Source organism: Streptomyces sp. NBC_00178 (assembly GCF_036206005.1).
Lineage (GTDB): Bacteria > Actinomycetota > Actinomycetes > Streptomycetales > Streptomycetaceae > Streptomyces.
The window spans coordinates 1,708,837-1,730,212 of record NZ_CP108143.1; the positions used below are offsets into that span (position 1 = coordinate 1,708,837).

At 73.2% G+C, this 21,376-nt stretch carries 24 protein-coding genes, 1 pseudogene and 1 riboswitch; of the genes and pseudogenes, 10 read left to right on the plus strand and 15 right to left on the minus strand.

All coding sequences use genetic code 11. From position 1 onward, the window contains the following. Window positions 1-33 precede the first annotated feature (33 nt). From OHT61_RS07330 to OHT61_RS07345, 4 genes are all read right to left on the minus strand, one after another. Window positions 34-1,077 (minus strand): zinc-dependent alcohol dehydrogenase family protein, encoded by a 1,044-nt coding sequence (locus tag OHT61_RS07330; RefSeq protein WP_329036108.1) that lies wholly within the window; start codon window positions 1,075-1,077, stop codon window positions 34-36. Between the two features lie 21 nt (window positions 1,078-1,098). Beyond that, complete coding sequence (locus tag OHT61_RS07335; protein ID WP_329036109.1) at window positions 1,099-1,779, minus strand: lysoplasmalogenase; 681 nt, start codon at window positions 1,777-1,779, stop codon at window positions 1,099-1,101. Next, the gene (locus OHT61_RS07340; RefSeq protein ID WP_329036110.1) at window positions 1,776-2,684 is read right to left on the minus strand and encodes a sterol desaturase family protein; all 909 of its coding nucleotides are present in this window, start codon (window positions 2,682-2,684) and stop codon (window positions 1,776-1,778) included. The genes OHT61_RS07335 and OHT61_RS07340 overlap by 4 nt, the downstream gene beginning before the upstream one ends. A 234-nt stretch (window positions 2,685-2,918) precedes the next feature. After that, on the minus strand, window positions 2,919-3,638 hold the full coding sequence (locus OHT61_RS07345) for a VIT1/CCC1 transporter family protein (RefSeq protein ID WP_329036111.1): 720 nt from the start codon (window positions 3,636-3,638) through the stop codon (window positions 2,919-2,921). 132 nt (window positions 3,639-3,770) lie between these two features. Here OHT61_RS07345 and OHT61_RS07350 point away from each other — a divergent pair, with 132 nt between their 5' ends. From OHT61_RS07350 to OHT61_RS07370, 5 genes are all read left to right on the plus strand, one after another. Continuing rightward, on the plus strand, window positions 3,771-4,775 hold the full coding sequence (locus OHT61_RS07350; RefSeq protein ID WP_329036113.1) for a DEDDh family exonuclease: 1,005 nt from the start codon (window positions 3,771-3,773) through the stop codon (window positions 4,773-4,775). A 63-nt stretch (window positions 4,776-4,838) separates the two neighbouring features. Next, window positions 4,839-5,072: a hypothetical protein gene (locus OHT61_RS07355; RefSeq protein WP_073747930.1), complete on the plus strand. Its 234-nt coding sequence runs from the start codon at window positions 4,839-4,841 to the stop codon at window positions 5,070-5,072. 68 nt (window positions 5,073-5,140) lie between these two features. Further along, window positions 5,141-5,935 carry an SURF1 family cytochrome oxidase biogenesis protein gene (locus tag OHT61_RS07360; protein ID WP_329036115.1) on the plus strand — a complete coding sequence of 265 codons (795 nt, stop codon included), beginning with the start codon at window positions 5,141-5,143 and terminating at the stop codon, window positions 5,933-5,935. Window positions 5,936-6,007: 72 nt separating this feature from the next. Beyond that, on the plus strand, window positions 6,008-7,801 hold the full coding sequence (locus OHT61_RS07365) for a glycoside hydrolase family 15 protein (RefSeq protein ID WP_329036116.1): 1,794 nt from the start codon (window positions 6,008-6,010) through the stop codon (window positions 7,799-7,801). 4 nt (window positions 7,802-7,805) lie between these two features. Continuing rightward, window positions 7,806-8,561: an SDR family oxidoreductase gene (locus OHT61_RS07370; protein WP_329036118.1), complete on the plus strand. Its 756-nt coding sequence runs from the start codon at window positions 7,806-7,808 to the stop codon at window positions 8,559-8,561. 47 nt (window positions 8,562-8,608) lie between these two features. Here the strand turns inward: OHT61_RS07370 and amaP are convergent, their stop codons facing one another. The 5 genes from amaP to OHT61_RS07395 are packed head-to-tail and all read right to left on the minus strand — an operon-like array spanning window position 8,609 to window position 10,939. Then, window positions 8,609-9,187, minus strand: a complete 579-nt coding sequence (gene amaP, locus OHT61_RS07375; RefSeq protein WP_329036119.1) for an alkaline shock response membrane anchor protein AmaP — start codon at window positions 9,185-9,187, stop codon at window positions 8,609-8,611. Window positions 9,188-9,192: 5 nt separating this feature from the next. Beyond that, complete coding sequence (locus OHT61_RS07380) at window positions 9,193-9,879, minus strand: DUF6286 domain-containing protein (protein WP_329036121.1); 687 nt, start codon at window positions 9,877-9,879, stop codon at window positions 9,193-9,195. After that, window positions 9,876-10,229 carry a hypothetical protein gene (locus OHT61_RS07385; protein ID WP_329036123.1) on the minus strand — a complete coding sequence of 118 codons (354 nt, stop codon included), beginning with the start codon at window positions 10,227-10,229 and terminating at the stop codon, window positions 9,876-9,878. The genes OHT61_RS07380 and OHT61_RS07385 overlap by 4 nt, the downstream gene beginning before the upstream one ends. Next, entirely contained in the window at window positions 10,226-10,417 is a 192-nt protein-coding gene (locus OHT61_RS07390; RefSeq protein WP_329036125.1) for a hypothetical protein, read from the minus strand. The genes OHT61_RS07385 and OHT61_RS07390 overlap by 4 nt, the downstream gene beginning before the upstream one ends. Before the next feature lie 30 nt (window positions 10,418-10,447). Next, complete coding sequence (locus OHT61_RS07395; protein WP_329036126.1) at window positions 10,448-10,939, minus strand: Asp23/Gls24 family envelope stress response protein; 492 nt, start codon at window positions 10,937-10,939, stop codon at window positions 10,448-10,450. 95 nt (window positions 10,940-11,034) lie between these two features. Here OHT61_RS07395 and OHT61_RS07400 point away from each other — a divergent pair, with 95 nt between their 5' ends. Further along, window positions 11,035-11,733, plus strand: coding sequence for a hypothetical protein (locus OHT61_RS07400; protein ID WP_329036127.1), 699 nt, complete (start codon window positions 11,035-11,037; stop codon window positions 11,731-11,733). A gap of 49 nt (window positions 11,734-11,782) precedes the next feature. Here the strand turns inward: OHT61_RS07400 and OHT61_RS07405 are convergent, their stop codons facing one another. From OHT61_RS07405 to OHT61_RS07415, 3 genes are all read right to left on the minus strand, one after another. Further along, window positions 11,783-12,574 carry an enoyl-CoA hydratase/isomerase family protein gene (locus tag OHT61_RS07405; RefSeq protein ID WP_329036129.1) on the minus strand — a complete coding sequence of 264 codons (792 nt, stop codon included), beginning with the start codon at window positions 12,572-12,574 and terminating at the stop codon, window positions 11,783-11,785. 148 nt (window positions 12,575-12,722) lie between these two features. Continuing rightward, window positions 12,723-12,944: a helix-turn-helix domain-containing protein gene (locus OHT61_RS07410; RefSeq protein WP_006123601.1), complete on the minus strand. Its 222-nt coding sequence runs from the start codon at window positions 12,942-12,944 to the stop codon at window positions 12,723-12,725. A 358-nt stretch (window positions 12,945-13,302) separates the two neighbouring features. Continuing rightward, window positions 13,303-14,901: an ABC-F family ATP-binding cassette domain-containing protein gene (locus OHT61_RS07415; protein WP_329036131.1), complete on the minus strand. Its 1,599-nt coding sequence runs from the start codon at window positions 14,899-14,901 to the stop codon at window positions 13,303-13,305. A gap of 152 nt (window positions 14,902-15,053) precedes the next feature. Between OHT61_RS07415 and OHT61_RS07420 the strand changes: the two are divergent. Beyond that, a pseudogene (locus OHT61_RS07420) lies at window positions 15,054-15,416 on the plus strand (neutral zinc metallopeptidase); the annotation flags it as partial. 104 nt (window positions 15,417-15,520) lie between these two features. Next, a complete protein-coding gene (locus OHT61_RS07425; protein WP_329036133.1) occupies window positions 15,521-15,931 on the plus strand; it encodes a VOC family protein in 411 nt (136 codons plus the stop codon). Between the two features lie 25 nt (window positions 15,932-15,956). On the opposite strand, the gene OHT61_RS07430 is transcribed toward OHT61_RS07425, so the two are convergent. The 3 genes from OHT61_RS07430 to OHT61_RS07440 all read right to left on the minus strand — a co-directional run bounded on the left by OHT61_RS07430 (window position 15,957) and on the right by OHT61_RS07440 (window position 19,301). Further along, window positions 15,957-17,255: a hypothetical protein gene (locus OHT61_RS07430; RefSeq protein ID WP_329043137.1), complete on the minus strand. Its 1,299-nt coding sequence runs from the start codon at window positions 17,253-17,255 to the stop codon at window positions 15,957-15,959. 185 nt (window positions 17,256-17,440) lie between these two features. After that, on the minus strand, window positions 17,441-18,574 hold the full coding sequence (locus OHT61_RS07435; protein WP_329036135.1) for an alpha/beta hydrolase: 1,134 nt from the start codon (window positions 18,572-18,574) through the stop codon (window positions 17,441-17,443). Between the two features lie 67 nt (window positions 18,575-18,641). Continuing rightward, entirely contained in the window at window positions 18,642-19,301 is a 660-nt protein-coding gene (locus tag OHT61_RS07440; protein WP_329036137.1) for a class II aldolase/adducin family protein, read from the minus strand. Window positions 19,302-19,556: 255 nt separating this feature from the next. On the opposite strand from OHT61_RS07440, the gene OHT61_RS07445 reads away from it, so the two are divergent. Then, complete coding sequence (locus OHT61_RS07445; RefSeq protein WP_329036139.1) at window positions 19,557-20,816, plus strand: inorganic phosphate transporter; 1,260 nt, start codon at window positions 19,557-19,559, stop codon at window positions 20,814-20,816. A 12-nt stretch (window positions 20,817-20,828) separates the two neighbouring features. After that, on the plus strand, window positions 20,829-21,053 hold the full coding sequence (locus OHT61_RS07450; protein ID WP_329036141.1) for a hypothetical protein: 225 nt from the start codon (window positions 20,829-20,831) through the stop codon (window positions 21,051-21,053). Window positions 21,054-21,203: 150 nt separating this feature from the next. Continuing rightward, window positions 21,204-21,331, plus strand: a riboswitch (cobalamin riboswitch). Window positions 21,332-21,376 lie beyond the last annotated feature (45 nt).

Consider the following 21,376-nt stretch of genomic DNA (forward strand, 5'->3'; position numbering starts at 1 on the left):
GCCCCTTCCGTGCCGGTGGCCCGGCGCACCGTGCTACGGCTTGATGAGGACCTTGAGCGCCGTGCGCTCGTCCATGGCCTTGTAGCCGCCCGGCACCCCGTCGAGCCCGACGGTCAGGTCGAAGACGGGCGAGGGGTCGATCGTGCCGTCGAGCAGGTCGGGCAGCAGCTCCGGGATGTACGCGCGCACGGGGGCGACGCCGCCGCGCAGGGCGATGTTCCGGTCGAACATGGCGTCGAGGTCGACGCCGGTGCCGCTGCCGTGCGGGACGCCGACGTAGCCGATGGAGCCGCCGTCCCGGATGATGCCGATGGCCGTGCGCATGGACTGCTCGGTGCCGACGGCCTCGATCACCCCGTGGGCGCCCTCGCCCCGGGTCAGCTCCCGTACGGCCGCGAGGGCCGCCTCGCCGCGTTCGGCGACGACGTCCGTGGCACCGAACGCGCGGGCGATGTCGGTGCGGGCGGTGTGACGGCCGAGAGCGATGATCCGCTCGGCGCCGAGCCGCTTGGCGGCCATGACGCCGCACAGGCCGACCGCGCCGTCACCGACGACCGCGACCGTGCTGCCGGGGCGCACACCCGCGCCGAGCGCGGCGTGGTGCCCGGTACCCAGGACGTCCGAGAGCGCGAGGAGCGCGGTGAGCAGCCGCTCGTCGGACGCGGCGGCGGCGGGGAGCCGCACGAGGGTGCCGTCGGCGTGCGGGACCCTGACCGCCTCGCCCTGGCCTCCGTCGGAGCCCACCGATCCCCAGAACCCGCCCTGCGGGCAGGAGGTCGTGAGCCCTTCGGCGCAGTAGGTGCAGGTGCCGTCGGACCAGACGAACGGCGCCACGACGAGGTCGCCGACGGCGAAGCCGGAGACGTCCGGGCCTGCCTCCTCGACGACGCCGAGGAACTCGTGGCCGATGCGCTGGCCGGGCTCACGGGCGGATTCGCCGCGGTAGGCCCAGAGGTCACTGCCGCAGATGCAGGCCCGCAGGACCCGGAGCACCACGTCGGTGGGCTGCTGGATCGCGGGGTCGGGCACGTCCTCGACGCGTATGTCGTGGGCGGCGTGGATCACGGTGGCGCGCATGAGTCGAAGTCCTCGCTCGTCTCAGATTCTGATACCACCCTCACGGTACGCCCCGGGGGCGGCGCCGGTGGAATCCTCGTCCGGACCGAGCGCTCCCCTGGTGAGCAGGTACTGCGCCGCGATGTAGGTCAGCATGATCACGAAGTTGTGCGCGGGGAGCTGCGGCAGGTCCGCGAGGCCGGTGGCGATGAGCGCGTCCGAGAGCAGGAAGAGGGCGCCACCGGCCGCCGCGTGCCGCCCGAGGGCGCCCGCCCGCCAGGCCATGGCCGTGAGCAGCAGGCTGTAGCCGGTCAGCGGGATCCGCAGCCCTGCCGGGAGTCCGGGCCACAGGACGGCGACGAAGGCGACGAGCACGACGGCGTACACGAGGCCGGTGACCGGGCGTACGGGGGCGCGCCCGAAGAGCACGAGGTAGCAGACGTGGCCCACGGCGAAGAAGCCCATCCCGGCGAGGAACGCGGCGTCCGCGTCGAGCATGAGCAGCACGTCGCCCGCCCAGCCGCACAGCAGCGCGGCGATCAGCAGGCGGGATCCGCCGCGGGCGGCGGCGTAGCCGGCGAGCAGGAGCACCAGCAGCGGTTTGGTGGCCACGTGGGCGGCCTGGATCCCGGTGAGGAGTCCGGCGAGGTGGACCGCCGCCACGGCGGGGAAGGCGATGAGGAGCGGACGTGCGAGCCGGGACGCACCGGCGCCGCGGGTCATCCGGTGTGCTCGGTGGCGGGGCGGGGCTGCACGGGCGCGGGGGCGGGGGCGGGCGCGGGCGCGGCGGCGGCCCGCGAGGGCTGCCAGCCCGGTCCCCGGAAGACGCGGCCCGCCCGTTCGCCCCAGGTTGCGGCCGCGCGCACGTCGCGGGCGATCGCGGCGTACTCGTGGGTGGCGACGCGGAACGGGTTGTGCGTGGCGATGTTCTTGGTCAGGCCGAAGACGGGCCGCTCGGTCTCCGCGGCGAAGGAGCCGAAGAGGCGGTCCCAGACGATGAGGATCCCGCCGAAGTTACGGTCGAGGTATCCGCCCTGCGAGGCGTGGTGCACCCGGTGGTGGGAGGGGGTGTTGAGCACGTACTCGAAGGGCCGGGGCAGCTTGTCGATCCGCTCGGTGTGCACCCAGAACTGGTAGACGAGGTTCGCCGAGGAGCAGAAGGCGAGCGCGGCCGGGTGGACGCCGAGGGCGATGAGCGGGAGGTAGAACGGCCAGGAGGTGAGCGAGGTCCACGGCTGGCGCAGGGCCGTGCTGAGGTTGAACTTCCGGCTGGAGTGGTGGACCACGTGGCAGGCCCACAGGAGCCGGATGACGTGGTGGCCGCGGTGGGACCAGTAGTAGAAGAAGTCCTGCGCGAGCAGCATCAGCAGGACCGTCCACCACAGCACGGGGACGCGCAGCGGCGTCAGTTCGTACAGGGCCGCGTAGATCGCGACGACGGGTATCTTCCACAGCAGGTCGAAGACCAGACTGCCCAGTCCCATGGTGATGCTGGTGGCGGCGTCCTTGGCGTCGTACCCGGCGGCGTCGTCGTCCGGGTGCAGCCGGTAGGACACCATTTCGAGGACGGTGAGCAGGACGAAGGCCGGGATGGACCACAGCACGACATCGGGCAGGTTCGGCTCCATGCGAGCACCGTAGGGCCGCGGGCCGACGGGCGGTAGATGTTGTTACCCACAAGTATGCGAGACGTGACGTCATCAGCGTTTGGCGGGTTCCGCCAAGGCGTCCGTCGCAGGATCTGCGGCGCGCACACCCCCGGGGAGGACGAACTCCCCTTGCCCGAGGTGCGGTTGCACCGTTCCACTCGCCGGGAGCGCCCCGCGCCTCCCGTTGCCGGACGCCCGCCCGAGGGACAGCCCCTACACTCCGGCGGCCCCCAGCAGGGCACCCGCCCCGTACGTCACCGCCATGGCCACCGCTCCCCCGGCCATGTTGCGCAGCACCGCGCGTCCGGCTGCCGCCTCCCCCAGCCGGGCACTCCACCAGCCGGTGAGGGCCAGCGCGGCGAGCACGGACAGCACCGTGACGGGGAGCCGCACCGAGGCGGGCGGCAGCACCATCGCCAGCAGCGGGAGCATCGCTCCCACCGTGAAGGCGAGGAAGCTCGCTCCCGCCGCGTGCCAGGGGTTCGTCAGCTCGTCCGGGTCGATGCCGAGCTCGACCTCGGCGTGGGCGCGCAGCGCGTCGCGCCGCGTGAGCTGGACGGCTGCCTCCCGGGCTAGGCGCGCGCTCAGCCCCTTCTCCTCCAGCAGTCCGGCCAGTTCGGCGAGCTCGGCCTCCGGGGTCTCCTCCAGCTCCCGCTTCTCGGTCTCCAGGGCGGCCTTCTCCGAGTCGCGCTGGGTGGACACCGAGACGTACTCGCCCGCGGCCATCGACATGGAGCCCGCGAGGAGCCCGGCGAGTCCGGCCGTCAGGAGCGCGGACCGGCTCGCGGTCGCGCCGGCGACCCCGACGACGAGGCCGGCGGTCGAGACCACGCCGTCGTTGGCGCCCAGCACCGCGGCCCGCAGCCAGTTCAGCCGGGTGCCGAGCCCGCCGGAGTGGGGTTCCTCGTGCGCCTGCGCCTGCGTGTCCGTCATCCCGGAAGCCTCCCACCGCGTCCGCATCCGGAACCGCTTTCGAGGGGGTGCGGCCAACTGCGCCGCGCCGTCCCCGGGTTCACGGCCGGGGCCGCCCGGATAGGTCACTGTCGGCCCCGGCCCGTATTCTCTGTGACCATGCTCGACGACCGTCAGACCGCAGCGCCGTGGCCGGCCGCGTATCCCCAGGGGTACGCGGTCGTCGACGTGGAGACCACCGGACTCGCCCGCGACGACCGGATAGTGTCCGCTGCCGTGTACCGCCTCGACGCCCGGGGCGAGGTCGAGGACCACTGGTACACGCTGGTGAACCCCGAGCGGGACCCCGGCCCCGTCTGGATCCACGGGCTGACCAGCGACGTCCTGGAAGGGGCGCCGCTCTTTCCCGAGGTGGCCGCCGAGCTGTCCGAGCGGCTCGCGGGCCGCGTGCTCGTCGCCCACAACGCCGCGTTCGACTGGTCGATGATCGCCCGCGAGTACGCCCGCGCCGCGGTGACGGCCCCCGTCGAGCAGCGCCTGTGCACCATCGCGCTCTCCAAGGAGCTGCGGCTCCCGCTGCCCAACCACAAGCTGGAGTCGCTGGCCGCGCACTTCGGCGTGGTGCAGCAGCGCGCGCACCACGCGCTGGACGACGCCCGGGTGCTGGCGGAGGCCTTCCGGCCGAGTCTGCTGGCCGCGGCCAGGGACGGGGTGCGGCTGCCCCTGCTGGAGTGCCGCCCGCTGACCGAGTGGTACGACTCGCCGGTCACTCCGCGCACCGGGTACCGGCCGTCGCAGGCGCAGAGCTGGCGCCCCTCGCGCAAGCGTCCCGCGTGCCCGTACCCCAACCCGGGGCGCTACGAGCCGGACAAGCCACTCATGCAGGGCATGCGGGTGGCCTTCTCCGGCGACACGTCCGTCGATCGGGAACTCCTGGAGGACCGCGCCGTGGAGGCGGGCCTGCACGTGGCGACCAGCGTGTCGCGGCTGACGAGCCTGCTCGTCACGAACGACCCGGACGCGGCGACGTCCAAGACGGTGAAGGCCAGGTCCTTCGGCACACCCGTCCTGGAGGAGAGCGCCTTCACCCATCTGCTCAGGGACGTGGCCCCGGCCGCGACGGTCGCCGTGCCGAAGCCCTCACCGTCATCGGAGTGAACCGGGGGCGACTCGCCCCGCATCGCCTCGCCCGCCGCCCGACGGCGTCCCACCCTGTGGCGCATGGCACGTTGTGAGGTCTGCGGAAACGACTACGGGATGTCCTTCGAGGTGCACGCGCAGGGCGCGGTGCACGTCTTCGACTGCTTCTCCTGCGCCATCCACCGCATGGCGCCCATCTGCGAGCACTGCCGGGTCCAGGTCATCGGCCAGGGCGTCGAGGTCGACGGCCACTGGTACTGCGGCGGCCACTGCGCCCGGGCCGAGGGAAGGGCGGGCATCGTGGACAAAGTGTGACGGGCCGCCCCGTCCGCACGGGGACCCCTCCGTGCCGCACCCCATGGCCCCGGCTGTACGGTCATGGGGTGTACCGCTTCCTGTTGACCCGGCAGTGGGTGATCGTCACCCTCATCGTCCTCGCCCTGATCCCCACGATGATCGAGCTGGGTTTCTGGCAGCTGCACCGGCATGAACACCGGGTCGCGCAGAACGCGCTGATCTCCCGCAACCTCGAGTCGGAACCGGTCCCCGTCGAGCGCCTGACGGCACCCGGTCACAGCGTCCCGCGCTCCGACTACTGGCGTGCGGTGACGGCCACCGGAACGTTCGACACCCGGCACGAGGTCGTCGTACGGCGCCGGACGTCGCAGGACGAGCGCATCGGCGTCCTGGTGCTGACCCCGTTCGACCTGAAGGGCGGCGGCACCGTCCTCGTCAACCGCGGCTGGGTCGAGGCGGCGCCCGACCAGCAGGCGTTCCCCGAGGTCCCGGCACCGCCGCGCGGACAGGTCACCGTCACCGGCCGGCTCAAGGCGGACGAGACGACGGGCACGAGCGGGATCAAGGACCTGAAGGGTCTGCCGGACCGCCAGGTCATGCTGATCAACAGCGCCCAGCAGGCGCACCTCCTCGGCCGTCAGGTCCTCGGCGGGTACCTGGAGCTGACCGCTCCGGCGCCCGGCGACGGCCGCCCCGAGATGATCGCGGCCCCGGACGACGACTCCATCGGCCCCCACATGGCGTACGCCGTCCAGTGGTGGCTCTTCGCCGCCGGGGTCCCGGTCGGCTGGGTCGTCCTCGCGCGCCGCGAGAAGCGCGACCTCGACCAGGCCGCAAGGGACCGCGGGGCCGCGGAGCAGCCGGAGCCCGCGACCGCCTGACGGCACCGTTGTCTGCCTGTTCACACCGGTTTCGCTGCTTAGCGGAGCCCAGGTCCGGGAAGACGCCAGAGCGTGACTCCACGTATCGAGGACTATGCCGTCATCGGCGATCTCCAGACGGCCGCCCTGGTGGGCAGGAACGGTTCTGTCGACTGGCTGTGCCTGCCCCGCTTCGACTCGGGTGCCTGCTTCGCCGCACTGCTCGGCGACGAGGACAACGGCCACTGGCGGATCGCCCCGCAGGGCGCCGACAGCGGCGAGACCTGCACCCGGCGCGCCTACGTGGACGACTCCCTGGTCCTGGAGACCTACTGGGAGACCAGGACCGGGACCGTCAAGGTCATCGACTTCATGCCCCAGCGCGACAAGGCGCCCGACGTGATGCGCATCGTCGAAGGCGTCAGCGGCAGCGTCGACATGAGCTCCGTCCTGCGCCTGCGGTTCGACTTCGGCTCGGTGGTGCCGTGGATGCGGCGCTCGCACGGCCACCGGGTCGCCGTGGCCGGTCCCGACTCGGTCTGGCTGCGCAGCGAGCCGCCGGTCAAGACCTGGGGGCAGCAGTTCAGCACCTGCTCGTCCTTCACCGTCTCCGAGGGCGAGTCCGTGGCGTTCGTCCTGACGTGGCACCCCTCGCACTCCCCCCGCCCCAAGCTGATCGACCCTCACAAGGCCCTGAGGCACACCCTCACGGACTGGGCGAAGTGGTCGGACCGGTGCACGTACGAGGGCCCGCACCGCAAGGCGGTGCTCCGCTCGCTGATCACCCTCAAGGCCCTCACCTACGCGCCGACCGGCGGGATCGTGGCGGCCCTCACCACCTCGCTGCCCGAGGAGATCGGCGGCGTACGCAACTGGGACTACCGCTTCTGCTGGCTGCGGGACTCCACCCTCACCCTCGGCGCCATGATCGCGTGCGGATACGTGGAGGAGGCGGCGGCCTGGCGGGACTGGCTGCTGCGCGCCGTCGCGGGCGACCCGGCGGACCTGCAGATCATGTACGGGCTCTCGGGCGAACGCAGGCTCCCGGAGACGGAGCTGCCCTGGCTGGCCGGCTACGAGGGCTCGCTGCCGGTCCGCGCGGGCAACGCGGCCGTGCGGCAGAGGCAGCTCGACGTCTACGGCGAGGTCATCGACTCGCTGCGGGTGGCCCGCGAGGCGGGGCTCGACGACAAGTCGCACGCCTGGAACCTGCAGCTCAGCCTGCTGGGCTTCCTGGAGTCCACCTGGCGCGAGCCGGACGAGGGCCTGTGGGAGGTCCGCGGACAGCGCCGCCACTTCGTGCACTCCAAGGTGATGGCGTGGGTCGCGGCAGACCGCGCGGTGCGCACCCTGGAGGAGAACCCGGAACTGCCCGGCGACGCCGACCGCTGGCGCGCGATGCGGGACGCCGTGCACGCGGAGGTCTGCGAGAAGGGCTACGACCCCGTGCGCAACACCTTCACGCAGTCCTACGGCTCCCAGGAGCTGGACGCCGCGACGCTGCTCATCGTGCGCGCGGGCTTCCTGCCACCCGAGGACCCGCGGGTGACCGGGACGGTCGACGCGGTGCGCGACGAGCTCGCCCACGACGGCCTGATCCGCCGCTACAGCACCCGGGGCGCCTCCGTGGACGGACTTCCGGGCGACGAGGGGGCGTTCCTCGCCTGCTCGTTCTGGCTGGTCGACGCCCTGGTCAGGACGGGCCGCCGGGAGGAGGGCGAGGCCCTCTTCGAGCGGCTGCTCGAACTGCGCAACGACGTGGGGCTGCTGGCCGAGGAGTACGACCCGGTGGCGGGACGGCAGCTCGGCAACTACCCGCAGGCCTTCAGCCACATCGGCCTGGTGAACAGTGCGGTCGACCTCGCGCGTGACGACGCGGCAGGATAGGGCCATGGATCTTGGACTGAAGGACCGCGTCTACATCGTCACCGGCGCGACACGCGGGCTGGGCAACGCCACCGCACAGGCGCTGGCCGCCGACGGCGCGAAGGTCGTCCTCTCCGGCCGGGAGGAGAAGAGCGTCGCCGAGGCCGCCGCCGCACTGGGCCCCGACGCGGTCGGGGTGGTCGCGGACAACGCCGAACCGGACGCGGCACGGCGCCTGGTGGACACCGCGAAGGAACGCTTCGGCAGGCTGGACGGCATACTCATCAGCGTCGGCGGACCCGCGCCCGGCTTCGTCGCCGACAACACGGACGACCAGTGGCAGACCGCCTTCGAGGCCGTCTTCCTCGGTGCCGTACGCCTGGCGCGCACCGCGGCCGAGGCACTCGGCGAGGGCGGCGTCATCGGCTTCGTCCTGTCGGGATCGGTGCACGAGCCGATCGCCGGCCTGACCATCTCGAACGGGCTGCGCCCCGGCCTCGCCGGATTCGCCAAGTCCCTGGCCGACGAGCTCGGTCCGCGCGGCATCCGGGTCGTCGGTGTGCTGCCGTCCCGGATCGACACGGACCGGGTGCGCGAGCTCGACGCCCTGTCGGGCGACGCGGAGGCCGCCCGCACGGCCAACGAGGCGCGCATCCCGCTGCGCCGCTACGGCACCCCGGAGGAGTTCGGGAGGACCGCGGCCTTCCTGCTCTCACCCGCCGCCTCCTACCTGACGGGCATCATGGTCCCGGTCGACGGCGGCGCCCGGCACGGCTTCTGACGCGGGCCGCGCGGGCCCGGCACCCGCCGTACCCGCGCGGCGGCGGGTCAGTTGACCCGCTCCGCACGGTGCTTGACGGCCTTGAGCCGGACCTCGGCCGGAAGCTCGCCGAGGCCGGCCGAGGCCCGGGCGTGGGCGAGGGCCCCCTCGGAGACGTCCCGCAGCGTCGGCCCGGGGGCCGCATGCGGCTCCAGCAGCAGCCGGAGCCGGGCCCGCGGGGCGGTCCGCCGGCCGGTCAGCGTCACCTTGGCGTCGGACACTCCGTCCAGCGAGGCCGCCTCGCCGCCCAGGACGCCTTCCAGCGCTCTGCCGCGCAGCAGCGCGCCCTCGCCGTCGCCGCTGTCCACGAGGATCTCGGCGAGGCGTCCGCGGCGCAGCTGGGCCAGCAGCCACCACAGGGCGAGGAGCACCAGGACGGCGAGGACCGCGATCACGGTCGGCCACCACCACCCCTCGTCCCGCCACCGGTAGCGGTCCCCCCGGCTCAGCAGTACGTCGTTCCTGCCGTCGTACGGCCACCAGGACGGCAGCGAGAGGCCGAGCCCCGCGACGAGGACACCCCCGCCGACGACGACGAGGACGAGTCCGGCCAGGCCGGTCAGGACGCGGTTGGTCTTTCCGATCACGCGCTTCACCCCTTCTTCGCGGGCCGGCGGACACGGACGGACAGACCGGGCTCGCGGGACAGGCCGAGGTCATGGACGGCCCGGCCCAGGACGGTGTCCAGGTCGGCCCTGACGTCGTCGAGTTCGCGGAAGTGCGACAGCGCCCGCACGGTCGCCTTGCGGCGCTTCATCCTCACCCGCACGGACTGGACACCCGACACCTCCACGGCCCGGTCCCGCAGCACCAGGGCGGCGGCCTTCCGGTCGAGCCCGGCCCGCACCCCCTCGTGCTCGCGGCGCATCGGCAGCAGGCCGCGCAGACCGGGGGTGAGGGCCAGGAGGAGCAGCCAGAGCCCCAGGGCGGCCGCGAGTGCGGAGCCCGCCAGCACCCATACGTCGTCGAGATGACGGCTCGCCAGGTCGTCGGCCACCGTGCGCCGCCACTGCATGGCCGGATGGCCGGCCCGTACGGCCGCGATGTCGTAGAGCAGGATTCCGGCGCCTCCGAGGACGACCAGCGCCACGAGGACGGCGGGTACCCTGCGCTGGGCCCAGAAGCGGCCCGCCCGGCCGCCCTGCCGTCCGGATCCGGCGGCGGGTTCGTAGGACGAGCCGGAGGAGGACTGGTCCATGGCGATGACGCCGCCGTCCCTCCCCTGCTCGACCGTGGGCAGGCGCTGCGTGCTGTTCTCCGGGTCCTGGGGCTCGCTCATCGGGTACTCCCCTCCGGTGCGGTGCCCGCTCCCTGCAGGTGCAGCCGCTCGACCTGCACCGCCACCTCGGGCACCTCCATTCCCGCCAGTGCTCGTACCCGCTCGGCCACCCGCCGACGCACCGCGCCGCACTGACGGCCGATGTCGCACGGGTAACCGAGGTCGAGGCTCACGCGTACCCGGGCGGTGTCGCGGTGCACCGTGACGGTCGCGCGCGGCGCGGCGGCACCCGTGGGCCGTACGTCGACGGCCTCCTTCGCCGCCTGCGCGGCGATCTTCGCGACGACCCGGTCGGCGATCCGGGTCTCTCCCCGCCCGGCGGCGGCGACCCGGCCCGTCACCGCCGTCACCGTCGCCGGTCGCCGCGATCGCGACTCCGGAAGAAGTCGCCGGGTTCCAGGTCGCCGTCCGCGAAGCGACCGGCGATGAAGCCGATCGCGCCGAGGGCGGCCACCAGCAGGAATGCCCCGAACCCGCCGAAGTACCCGGCGAATCCGAGAGCCATGCCGGCCAGGAGGCCGGCCACAGCCATGCTCATCGTGTGCTCCTCAACTGCCGCGCGGGAGGTCTACTGGAGTCGTGGCTCGGGCTCGTCCTCGTCCTCCTCGTCCGGCAGCTTGACGTCGCTGACGGCGATGTTGACCTCGACGACCTCCAGACCGGTCATGCGCTCGACCGCCGCGATGACGTTCTCCCGCACCTCGCGGGCCACGTCGCTGATCGACACGCCGTAGTCGACGACGATCTCCAGGTCGAGCGCGGTCTGGGACTCCCCGACCTCGGCCTTCACGCCTCGGGTGACCGACTTGCCGCCGCCGGGGACGCGGTCGCGCATGGCGCCGAACGTGCGGGAGAGGCCGCTGCCCATCGCGTGGACGCCGACCACGTCCCGCGCCGCGAGTCCGGCGATCTTCTCGACCACACCGTCGGCGATCGTGGTGCGGCCCCGGGTGGCCGGGGCCCCTCCGCCGCGCTTGGCGAACTGGCTCTGCCCTCCCTCGTCCCCGCCGGACGTGCTGCCGGGGCTGTCGGGCCGGTTCCGCTGTGGGGTCTCGGTCATCGCCGCTCTTCCCTTCGGGACGGGGGGTGAACTTCCGTGGCCCACAGTAAGTGCGCTTACTCCGTCCCGCGCCGTGGATGGGGCAGGGTGGAGCAATGACAACGGCTGACAGCCCCCGAAGGGCCGAAGGATGGACCGCCGCGGTACGCCAGCGGCTCGGCCTGGGCCGGTTGCTCCCTCTGGGCGGGCCCGCCGACGGCTCGTGGATCGCCGAGCGCGCCGCGGCGGCGGTGCTCCGGGACGCCTCGTCCGGTTCGGGAGCGGTCCTGGGGGTGCTCAGGATCGACTCCGCCGACGCGGACGCCCCGCCCGGCCCGGCCCCGGTGCCCGGTCCGCCCGGCGCGCTGCCGCACGGCCCGCTGCGGATCGAGGCCGGGTTCTCCGCCACCGCCGGACGACCGCTCACCGCCACGGCGGACACGTTGCGCGAGGCGCTGCTGTCGGCCGCCGCCCGGCGCCTCGGGCTCGCCGTCGACGAGGTGGACCTGCGGGTGACCGATCTGCTGGAGGAGGAGCCGGGGCCGGCGGCCGTGCCCCCCGTCGATCTGCACGCGGCAGAGCCGGAGGGGGCCGCGGGGAAGGCCGCGGCCGGGGTCCCCGGGGTCGTCGCGCTGACGCGGGTCCTGGGCTCCCCGGTACAGACCGGCTCCGGGCACGTCCGCGTGGAGCTGGCGACGGCGGGTGAACACCGGGCGCTGGACGTGGCCCGGGAGGTGCGCGGCGCGGTGGCCGCGGCTGTCGAGGGCGGACCGACCGTGTCCGTACTGGTCACCGCGGTCGTCGAGGAGAAGTGAGCGTGTCCCGGCCCGGGCGGTCCGCCCTCGGCCGGGACACGCCACCGGTTCAGTCCGAGAGGCCGGCGAGGTCGCGCAGCCTGCGGCCCTGGGCGGCGCGTTCGGCGACGCGCTGCTCCTCGTAGGTCCGCGTGACGGCGCCGCTCAGCAGCGCCTTGGTCTCGACGACCGCGTCGCGCGGCGCTCCGAGCAGTGCCGCGGCGAGCTCATGGGCGGCGGCCTCGAGCTGGTCGGCCGGCACCACGAGGTTCGCGAGGCCGATGCGCTCGGCCTCCGCGGCGTGGACGAAGCGCCCCGTCGCGCAGATCTCGAGCGCGCGGGCGTATCCCACGAGGTGTACCAGGGGGTGCGAGCCCGCGAGGTCGGGAACGAGTCCCAGGCTGGTCTCGCGCATGGCGAACTGCACGTCCTCGGCGACGATCCGCAGATCGCAGGCGAGGGCGAGCTGGAAGCCGGCACCGATGGAGTGCCCCTGCACGGCCGCGATCGACACGACGTCGTTGCGGCGCCACCAGGTGAACGCCTCCTGGTACTCGGCGATGGTCGCGTCGAGTACCGCCTCCGGGCCCCGCGCCATGTCGAGGAAGGACGGCTCACCGTCGAAGCCCTCGGGCGTGAACGCCTGCCGGTCGAGGCCCGCGGAGAAGGACTTGCCCTCGCCGCGGAGCACCACGACCCGCACATTGCCGGGGAGCGCTCGTCCGGCCTCTGTCAACGCCCGCCACAGAGCGGGAGACTGAGCGTTGCGCTTGGCCGGGTTGGTGAGCGTCACGGTGGCAACCGCGTCATCGACGGTGAGCCGTACGCCGTCCTTGTCGAACACAGGGTCGAGCGAGGTCATGGAGGCCTCCGGATCGGGTGCAGTCAGCACTTACTGGCAAGTAACTGAACAGTAACCACCCGGGCCGGCCTGGTGGCCGGCCGGGTGGTCACCCGATGTTCCGGTGGGCTCCGGGGCGGGCGCGACCCACCCCGAACGCCGCGGCCCGTCAGGCCGAAGCGGCCTTCTTGCCCCGTGTCGCTCCGCCGCGTCCCCGCAGCGTCACGCCGGACTCGCTGAGCATCCGGTGGACGAACCCGTAGGAGCGGCCGGTTTCCTCGGCCAGCGCCCTGATGCTCGCACCGGAGTCGTACTTCTTCTTCAGGTCTGCCGCGAGCTTGTCACGCGCGGCGCCGGTTACCCGGCTGCCCTTCTTCAGAGTCTCGGCCACCCGTGCCTCCTCAAGGAAGTGCGCTCTGGACTTCTCATGATCACCCCTCCCGGGCTTCCTGGCCACCCATTCGGCAAGGTCCGTGCGCGGGATTACGCGCCCGGGAGCGCGTGATCACAAGCGGATTTCGACATTCCAGAGGGGTTCGCACTCGGCCGCGACCGGGAATCCCGGAAACGGGCAGGTCAGGGCCGCACAGGGTGAATGGCCGAAAATCAGTGCGCCCGGCAGCTATCTACCGGGCGCCGCGCCGGGGTATGAGACGCGCTCACCCAGATGATGGATCACCGATGGGCCGAATGATCGATACGCGGGGGATCACCGGGCGCCGAGGGGGATCCGGCGTCGTTCGGAGTGGTCAGGCGAGGGCGACCAGGTCCCGGTAGTCGGCGCCCCAGAGGTCCTCGACACCGTCGGGCAGCAGGATGATCCGCTCCGGCTGGAGCGCCTCGACCGCGCCCTCGTCGTGGGTGACGAGGACGACGGCGCCCTTGTAGGTGCGCAGGGCCCCGAGGATCTCCTCGCGGCTGGCCGGGTCGAGGTTGTTCGTGGGCTCGTCGAGCAGCAGCACGTTGGCGGACGAGACGACCAGCGTCGCCAGGGCGAGCCGGGTCTTCTCGCCGCCGGAGAGCACGCCGGCGGGCTTGTCGACGTCGTCACCCGAGAACAGGAACGAACCGAGGGTCTTGCGGACCGCGACGAGGTCGAGGTCGGGCGCGGCTGACCGCATGTTCTCCAGGACGGTGCGCTCCGGGTCGAGGGTCTCGTGCTCCTGCGCGTAGTAGCCGAGCTTGAGGCCGTGCCCCTGGATGATCTCGCCGGTGTCGGGCGCCTCGGCGCCGCCGAGGAGCCGGAGCAGGGTGGTCTTCCCCGCACCGTTGAGGCCGAGGATGACGACCCGGGAGCCCTTGTCGATGGCGAGGTCCACATCGGTGAAGATCTCGAGCGACCCGTAGGACTTGGACAGGCCCTCCGCCATCAGCGGGGTCTTGCCGCAGGGCGAGGGGTCGGGGAAGCGCAGCTTGGCGACCTTGTCCGAGACCCGGACGGCCTCCAGACCGGAGAGCAGGCGGTCGGCGCGCTTGGCCATGTTCTGCGCGGCGACGGTCTTGGTCGCCTTCGCGCGCATCTTGTCGGCCTGTGCGTTGAGGGTCGCGGCCTTCTTCTCGGCGTTCTGGCGCTCGCGCTTGCGGCGCTTCTCGTCGGCCTCGCGCTGCTGCTGGTAGAGCTTCCAGCCCATGTTGTAGATGTCGATCTGGGCGCGGTTGGCGTCCAGGTAGAACACCTTGTTGACCACCGTCTCGACGAGCTCGACGTCGTGGGAGATCACGATGAAGCCGCCGCGGTAGGTCTTGAGGTAGTCGCGCAGCCAGACGATCGAGTCGGCGTCCAGGTGGTTGGTGGGCTCGTCGAGGAGCAGGGTGTCGGCGTCCGAGAAGAGGATGCGGGCGAGCTCGACACGGCGGCGCTGACCGCCGGACAGGGTGTGCAGGGGCTGGCCGAGCACCCGGTCGGGCAGGCTGAGCGCGGCGGCGATGGTGGCGGCCTCGGCCTCGGCGGCGTATCCGCCCTTGGTGAGGAACTCCGTCTCCAGGCGCTCGTACCGCTTCATGGCCTTCTCGCGGGTGGCGCCCTTGCCGTTGGCCATCCGCTCCTCGTTCTCCCGCATCTTGCGGAGGATCTCGTCGAGCCCGCGGGCCGAGAGGATGCGGTCGCGGGCCAGGACGTCGAGGTCGCCGGTGCGGGGGTCCTGCGGGAGGTAGCCGACCTCGCCGCCCCTGGTGATGGTGCCGCCGGCCGGTGTCCCCTCCCCCGCCAGGCACTTGGTCAGGGTGGTCTTGCCCGCACCGTTGCGGCCGACGAGGCCGATGCGGTCGCCCTTGGCGATGCGGAAGGAGGCGGACTCGATGAGGATGCGGGCGCCGGCGCGCAGCTCGATGCCGGAGGCGGTGATCACGGAAATACTCCAGGGCGGTATGGACGGCGGAGGGACAGCGGGCTCACGACTCGACGCCGTCTAATGCACATGGAGAATTGCCATGGAACTCAGTCTACTGGCGGTGCCGGCCTGCTCCTCCGCATGCTCCCGGCCCCGCACGGCTCCGCGACCACGGCCACCACGTGCAGGAGCGGCCGGGCACGACGGGCAGGGCGCAGGACGCAGGACGGCGGCGGGGCGCCGGCAGCGACGCCGTGAAGGTGGAGCTGCGGGCCGGCCGCTGCGCCGGGGTCCGGGCGAACCACGCGACGAGCGCGCCTACCGGGTCGGGGCGGCCCCGGACCACGGAGCCGACCGGGGCGGACGTCCGGGACGGCCCGGACGCGGCCTCGGCGGTCGGGGACGACCGGATCCAGGACAGGTTCCGGGGCGGCGTGGACCCGGAGTCCTGGACGCACGGGTCGTCGGCCCGGCGGCGGCAGTGGATCACCACCGGTTTCCGCACCGGGGACCCGGGCCGGTGCGACACCTTCGGCCGCGCTGCGGCCCGCCGGCGTCCGGTTGTCGGTCCCGGATGGAAGACTGAGACGCAGATCACACCGGAACGGTGCGGGCGAGCAGGAGGAGGGCGAGCGCCATGGCACGCACGGACGGCGTCCCCACGGTTTATCCGACGATTCTCTACGACGACGCGAAGGCCGCGATCGAGGTGCTCACCAGGGCGCTGGGATTCACGGCGGAGGCGGTGTACGAGGGCGAGGACGGCAGCGTGGTCCACGCCGAGCTGTCCTGCGGCAACGGCAGGGTGATGCTCGGTTCCAAGGGACGGGAGGGCGTCTTCGCCTCGGCGCTGGCGGGCGCCGGCCCCGCCGGGGTGTACGTCGTGCTGGACGAGGTCGACGAACACCACGCGCGGGCGGTGGAGCACGGCGTGGAGATCCTGATGCCGCCCACCGACCAGGACTACGGCTCGCGGGACTACATGGCCCGGGACCCGGAGGGCAACGTCTGGAGCTTCGGCACCTACGCCCCGGGGCAGGCCGGCTGACCGCCCCGGGGTCCGGGGTCCGCCGTCACGCCCCGCCGGTGTGCACCTGGAACGCCGCGCGGCGCACGGCCTTGGCGAGGGCGGGGTCCGGATGGGCGGCCGCCAGGGCGACCAGCACCTGGACGGTGCGCGGGTGCCCCACGGCCCGCACCTCGTCGAGCAGCGCCGGGACCGTGCCCTGCACGGCGGAGTCGAGGTGGCGGACGAGCAGCCCCGTCTCGCCGTGGTCGGCCACGGCGGCGGCGGTGTCGACCCAGAGCCAGGTGGCCTCCTCGCGGCTCAGGACGTCCTGGGCGTCGTCGGGGTCGCAGCCCTCGTACTCGGCGAGCCACAGCAGCGCGTAGGGGCGCAGCGGCGCCTCGGTGACGACGGAGCGCACGACGGGCTCGGCCGGGGCTCCCACGACGCGCAGCGCCTCGAAGGCGAGACCGCGCAGCAGGGCGTCCTCGCCCCGGGCGACGGCCAGGAGTTCGGTGACGGCGCTGCCGACCGTCCGCGCGGCGAGCCAGGCCCTGTATTCGGCGCGGGCAGGTCCCGGGGTGAGCCGCGCGCAGCCGAGCAGCATGTCGGCGGCGGACTGTTCGATGTTGCCGGCCGGGCTCTGGGCGGCGACGCAGATCTGCTCCAGCTTGACCCAGACCGCCCAGTTGCCCAGGGGGGTCAGGGTCGCGTGTCCGGCGCCGAGGGTGAGGGCGCCGACGGAGGCGAGCCCTTCCAGGGCCCAGTCGAGCAGCAGCGCGTTCAGTTCGGTCGGGCTCCCGTCGGCGGGAGCGGGCTGCTCCGGCGGGCCGGACGGCACCTCGCACCGTTCGTCGTGGAGTTCGGCGACGCGCTGGCCCAGCAGGTCGAGGAGCGCGGGCACGGTGACGGGGCCGGCCGAGAGCTGGAGGAGCGAGAGCACCTGGGGCACGGCCTCGACGGCCTCCGCGACGGCGGTGGCCTCGATGCCGTCCGGCGAGGCGTGGACGAGCGACCAGGCGTCGAAGAGCGCGACCCAGCCGCGGAGCACGGCGGAGTCGTCGCGGTCCCACGCCCGCAGCCGCCAGCCGGGGCGCGCGGTGTCGCCGTGGAGCTCGATGAGTCCGGCGAGCCTGGCGCGGTCCCAGCCGGCCCGCACGTGGTCCGGGGAGAGCTCCAGAGCGGCCGAGGCCCGTTCGAGGTCGCCCGCGGCGAGCGGGGCGGCTCCGGGGCCGGCGCCGCCGGCCGCCCACAGGGCGATCCGTACGGCGTCGGCGAGCACGGCTCGGGCCTGCCGCGCCAGTTCCGCCGGGGGCGGCGTGCCCTCGGGTGGGCGGGGGGCCGGCCTGGTGCGCCGGGTCGTCACGGCCTTGCGGGCGGTGGCCTGGGGTCGCGGGCGGACAAGTCGCAGCCTGGAGTCGCGCGGGGTACGGGACGTCACGGGGAGCAGTCTTGCCTCTGACGGGCCGAAAGCCCAAACGGAAGCCGCACGACCGGGGTTCGGGGCGCCTTGTGACGGGGTCACCAACCGGGCCGTTCCGGCCCATCAGCTCACATCAGGGGCGTGAGGAAGCGCCGGAGCGCCTCCTCGTAACCGTCCGGGTCCGCGTTCCACATCGCCGCATGCGGAGCCTGCGCCACGGAGTGCAGGGTCACCAGGTCGGGGCGTCGGGCGGCGAGCTCCCGCGACGGGCCCCAGGGGGCGAGGGTGTCGTCGGGGCCGTGGAACACGAGGGTGGGGCAGTGCAGGGCGGAGGGGACCGAGGTCTCCAGCAGCGGGGCTCCGCGGAGCCCGGTCTGGCCCTGGGCCGCCCGGACGGCGAGCGGCAGCAGCGCGGCCGGGACGCCCCGGGCGGTCGCGAGGGCGCGCAGGGTGGTCCGCCAGTCCAGCACCGGGGAGTCGAGGACGAGCCCGCCGATGCGGTCGCGGAGGGCCGAGTCGACGGCCGCGTGCAGGGCCATCGAGGCGCCCGAGGACCAGCCGTGCAGGATGACGCTCTCGGCGCCGTAGCGCACGGCGTAGCGGATGGCCGCGTCGAGGTCGCGCCACTCGGACTCGCCGAGGTGCGCGAGGCCGTCGGGTGAGCGCGGGGCTCCGGGGTCGCCCCGGTAGGCGAGGTCGAGCACGGGGAGTTGCTGGGCCTGGAGGAAGTCCAGCACGTTCAGCGGGTGCTCCCGCGTGGTGCCGAGGCCGTGGACGGTGATGACCCAGGTGTCGCGGGCACCGGGGACGAACCAGGCCGGCAGGGCGCCGAGCTCTCCGGGGACCTCGACCTCCTTGTAGGCGAGGCCCAGGGCGGCGAGCGGGTCGCCGCGGTGGATCTCGGGGGTGAGGCGGACCCGGGCGCCCGGTTTGAGGCTGCCGAGGTTCACCCGTTCGAGCCGCCGTACGACGGTGTCCGCCGAGCCGTCGGCCGGCCGGCCGACGACCGGGCCCACGACGGCGTGGACGTCGCGTGCGGTCAGGCCGTAGACGCCGGGGCGCAGCGCCGCGAAGGACCGGGTCAGTGTCACCTGCCCCGCGGCCGTGGCGTGCACGGTCATACGGCGGTCGGCGGGGAACGGACGCGGCTGCGACGGGGCCCCGAGGGCGGTGTCGCTCGCGTACCGGCCGGCGGCGACCGCTGCCGCGCCGACTCCGAGGATCGTGGTGGCGGCCGCTGCCGCTGCTGTTGCCGGGCGCACGGCTTCAGTGTCCCGGCCCGGCGGGCGGGCTGCCAGTGGGCGGCGTCCGTACGGTGCTCGGTCCGGGTCAGCCCTGCTGGCCGTATCCCTCCAGGGCGGTGCGCACGTCGTCCAGCTGGGCGGGGGTGAGCAGGCTCGGGTTCCGGCCGGGAACGGAGCTCGCGGTGAGCCAGAGCCTGCACATCCATTCGAGCTGGGCGGTGCGGTCGTAAGCCTGGTCCAGGGTGTCCCCGTACGTCACGGTCCCGTGGTTGCGGAGCAGGCAGCCCGTGCGGCCGCGCAGGGCGTCGAGCATGTGGCCGGCCAGTTCCGGCGTGCCGTAGCGCGCGTACGGGGCGGTGCGGACCGGCCCGCCGAGCATGGCCGCGGCGTAGTGGGCCAGGGGCACCTCGTCGACGAGCGTGGAGACGGCGGTCGCGTGCACGGCGTGGGTGTGGACGACGGCGGCCGCGGAGGTCTCGCGGTACACGGCGAGGTGCAGGGGGAGTTCGCTGGTCGGGACGAGGTCCCCCAGCACCTGGCGCCCCGCGAGGTCGACCCCGACCGTGTCCCCCGGTCCCAGCCGGTCGTAGGGCACCCCGCTGGGGGTGACCAGCACGAGGTCGCCGACCCGGGCCGAGACGTTGCCCGAGGTGCCGACGACCAGCCCTTCGGCGGCCGTCCTGCGCGCCGTCGCGACGAGGCTCTCCCACGCCTGTCCGATCGTGTCCCGGTGCCCGTCGTCCATGCGCAGATCCTAGGGCCGCCACGGCGCGCGTGACCGATGTCTCCTCTTCGGGCAAATAGGGTGTTACGGGACCCTCCGGGCCGACCGGAGGCCATGCGCCGCACCGGCCGCGACCGTCCGCCCCACCCCGTCCGCATACAAGCGGAACCGCCACGAACGTTTGGGGTCACCATGCCGCCCTGCCCAGTTCACCTTCCGTTCACCAAGGTTGCTTACGTTCCACGTGCCAATGACGTCGAACGATTGCCTGGGTAAATGGAACACATCACGCTGCTGCTCGCGATTGTGATCGTGACAGCTCTCGTGTTCGATTTCACGAACGGTTTCCACGACACCGCCAACGCGATGGCCACGACCATCTCGACCGGCGCCCTCAAGCCCAAGACAGCGGTGGCCATGTCCGCCGTTCTCAATCTCGTCGGCGCGTTCCTCTCGGTGGAGGTCGCCAAGACCATCTCCGGCGGGATCGTCAGCGAGGACGGCCTCAGAACCGAGGTCATCTTCGCCGCGCTCGTCGGCGCGATCCTGTGGAATCTGCTGACCTGGCTGGTCGGCCTGCCCTCCAGTTCCTCCCACGCACTCTTCGGCGGCCTCATCGGCGCCGCGGTGACGTCGGCCGGCTGGTCCTCGATCAACGGCGGAACCGTCGTCACGAAGGTCCTGCTGCCCGCGGTCGCCGCGCCGCTCGTCGCCGGTATCGCCGCACTGCTGGCGACGAAGCTGACGTACCGCCTCAACCGGAAGATCACCGACGAGGCGCAGCTGAAGTCGACCGCCAAGGGCTACCGCGCCGGGCAGATCGCCTCCGCCGGTCTGGTCTCGCTCGCCCACGGCACCAACGACGCGCAGAAGACCATGGGCATCATCACCCTGGCCCTGGTCACCGGCGGCGTCCTCGCCCCCGGTTCCAACCCCCCGGTCTGGGTCATCACCGCGGCCGGCGTCGCCATCGCCCTCGGCACCTACCTCGGCGGCTGGCGCATCATCCGCACCATGGGCAGCGGACTCACCCAGCTCCGTCCGCCCCAGGGCTTCGCCGCCCAGACCAGCGCCGCCACGGTCATCCTGGCCTCCTCGCACCTCGGGTTCTCCCTCTCCACCACGCAGTCCGTCTCCGGTGCGGTCATGGGCGCCGGGCTCGGACGCAAGGGGGGCGTGGTCCGCTGGTCCACCGCCACCCGGATGTTCGTCGCCTGGGGCCTGACCCTGCCGGCCGCCGGTCTCGTCGGCGCGGGCGCCGAGCTGCTGACCAAGCAGGGCTCCTGGGGAGTCGCCGTGACGGCCGCCCTGCTGGTCGCGGGCTCCGGCGCGATCTGGATGCTCTCGCGGCGCAAGCCGGTCGACCACACCAACGTCAACGCGGCCGACGGGGCCGCCGAGGAGCCCGCCGGTGTCGTCACGACGGCCATCGCGGCCGTCACCCCGCCGCCCGCGGGTGTGCCCGTCCCGGAACTCAAGACCACCATCCCCGCCCCGGACACCCAGGCCGACCCGGCCCGGCCGGCCACGGTGTAAGGACGCATCCGCATGAAAATCGACTGGGCGGCTCTCGCCTCCGTCTTCGGGATCAGCCTCGTGGTCACCGTCGCGCTCGTCGGCCTCTTCACCCTCGGCATCACCGGCCTGGCCAAGCAGGTGCGGACGGGCCAGGGCGGCGCCGGTTCCCACGCCCTGGCGCGCACCGGCGCCTACGCCTGCTTCGCCGTGTGCGCGGCGGCGGTCGCGTACGGGATCTACCTGATCGTCGCCTGACCCCCTCGGGCACCCCTCCGGGCCGGACACACCGTGCGTGTGTCCGGCCCGGTGTGCGTCCGGCCACACCGAAGCCTCGCAGGTCAACGGCAGGTTGACGGGCCTTCACGGGGCGTGGTGGACTGCCGGAGCCATTTACGGCGACAGGAGAGGAAGCCGGTGCGAATCCGGCGCGGTCCCGCCACTGTCACCGGGGAGCAGTCCTCCACACGGAAGTCACGGCCCGCCACCGCGGGCTGGAAGGCCGGAGGACCCGCGGATCCGGAAGCCAGGAGACTCTCGTCGCCGGTCACGTCGAACCAGGGCGCGGACCCTGAGTGAGG

Excerpts from the sequence above, each read along its gene's own strand:
- OHT61_RS07395 (WP_329036126.1), bottom strand. The coding sequence starts at position 10,939 with ATGACCGAGACCCCACAGCGGAACCGGCCCGACAGCCCCGGCAGCACG.
- OHT61_RS07390 (WP_329036125.1), bottom strand. The coding sequence starts at position 10,417 with ATGAGCATGGCTGTGGCCGGCCTCCTGGCCGGCATGGCTCTCGGATTC.
- OHT61_RS07355 (WP_073747930.1), top strand. The coding sequence starts at position 4,839 with ATGGCACGTTGTGAGGTCTGCGGAAACGACTACGGGATGTCCTTCGAG.
- OHT61_RS07400 (WP_329036127.1), top strand. The coding sequence starts at position 11,035 with ATGACAACGGCTGACAGCCCCCGAAGGGCCGAAGGATGGACCGCCGCG.
- OHT61_RS07440 (WP_329036137.1), bottom strand. The coding sequence starts at position 19,301 with ATGGACGACGGGCACCGGGACACGATCGGACAGGCGTGGGAGAGCCTC.
- OHT61_RS07425 (WP_329036133.1), top strand. The coding sequence starts at position 15,521 with ATGGCACGCACGGACGGCGTCCCCACGGTTTATCCGACGATTCTCTAC.
- OHT61_RS07405 (WP_329036129.1), bottom strand. The coding sequence starts at position 12,574 with ATGACCTCGCTCGACCCTGTGTTCGACAAGGACGGCGTACGGCTCACC.
- OHT61_RS07335 (WP_329036109.1), bottom strand. The coding sequence starts at position 1,779 with ATGACCCGCGGCGCCGGTGCGTCCCGGCTCGCACGTCCGCTCCTCATC.
- OHT61_RS07445 (WP_329036139.1), top strand. The coding sequence starts at position 19,557 with ATGGAACACATCACGCTGCTGCTCGCGATTGTGATCGTGACAGCTCTC.
- OHT61_RS07380 (WP_329036121.1), bottom strand. The coding sequence starts at position 9,879 with ATGAGCGAGCCCCAGGACCCGGAGAACAGCACGCAGCGCCTGCCCACG.
- OHT61_RS07330 (WP_329036108.1), bottom strand. The coding sequence starts at position 1,077 with ATGCGCGCCACCGTGATCCACGCCGCCCACGACATACGCGTCGAGGAC.
- OHT61_RS07450 (WP_329036141.1), top strand. The coding sequence starts at position 20,829 with ATGAAAATCGACTGGGCGGCTCTCGCCTCCGTCTTCGGGATCAGCCTC.
- OHT61_RS07340 (WP_329036110.1), bottom strand. The coding sequence starts at position 2,684 with ATGGAGCCGAACCTGCCCGATGTCGTGCTGTGGTCCATCCCGGCCTTC.
- OHT61_RS07345 (WP_329036111.1), bottom strand. The coding sequence starts at position 3,638 with ATGACGGACACGCAGGCGCAGGCGCACGAGGAACCCCACTCCGGCGGG.
- OHT61_RS07370 (WP_329036118.1), top strand. The coding sequence starts at position 7,806 with ATGGATCTTGGACTGAAGGACCGCGTCTACATCGTCACCGGCGCGACA.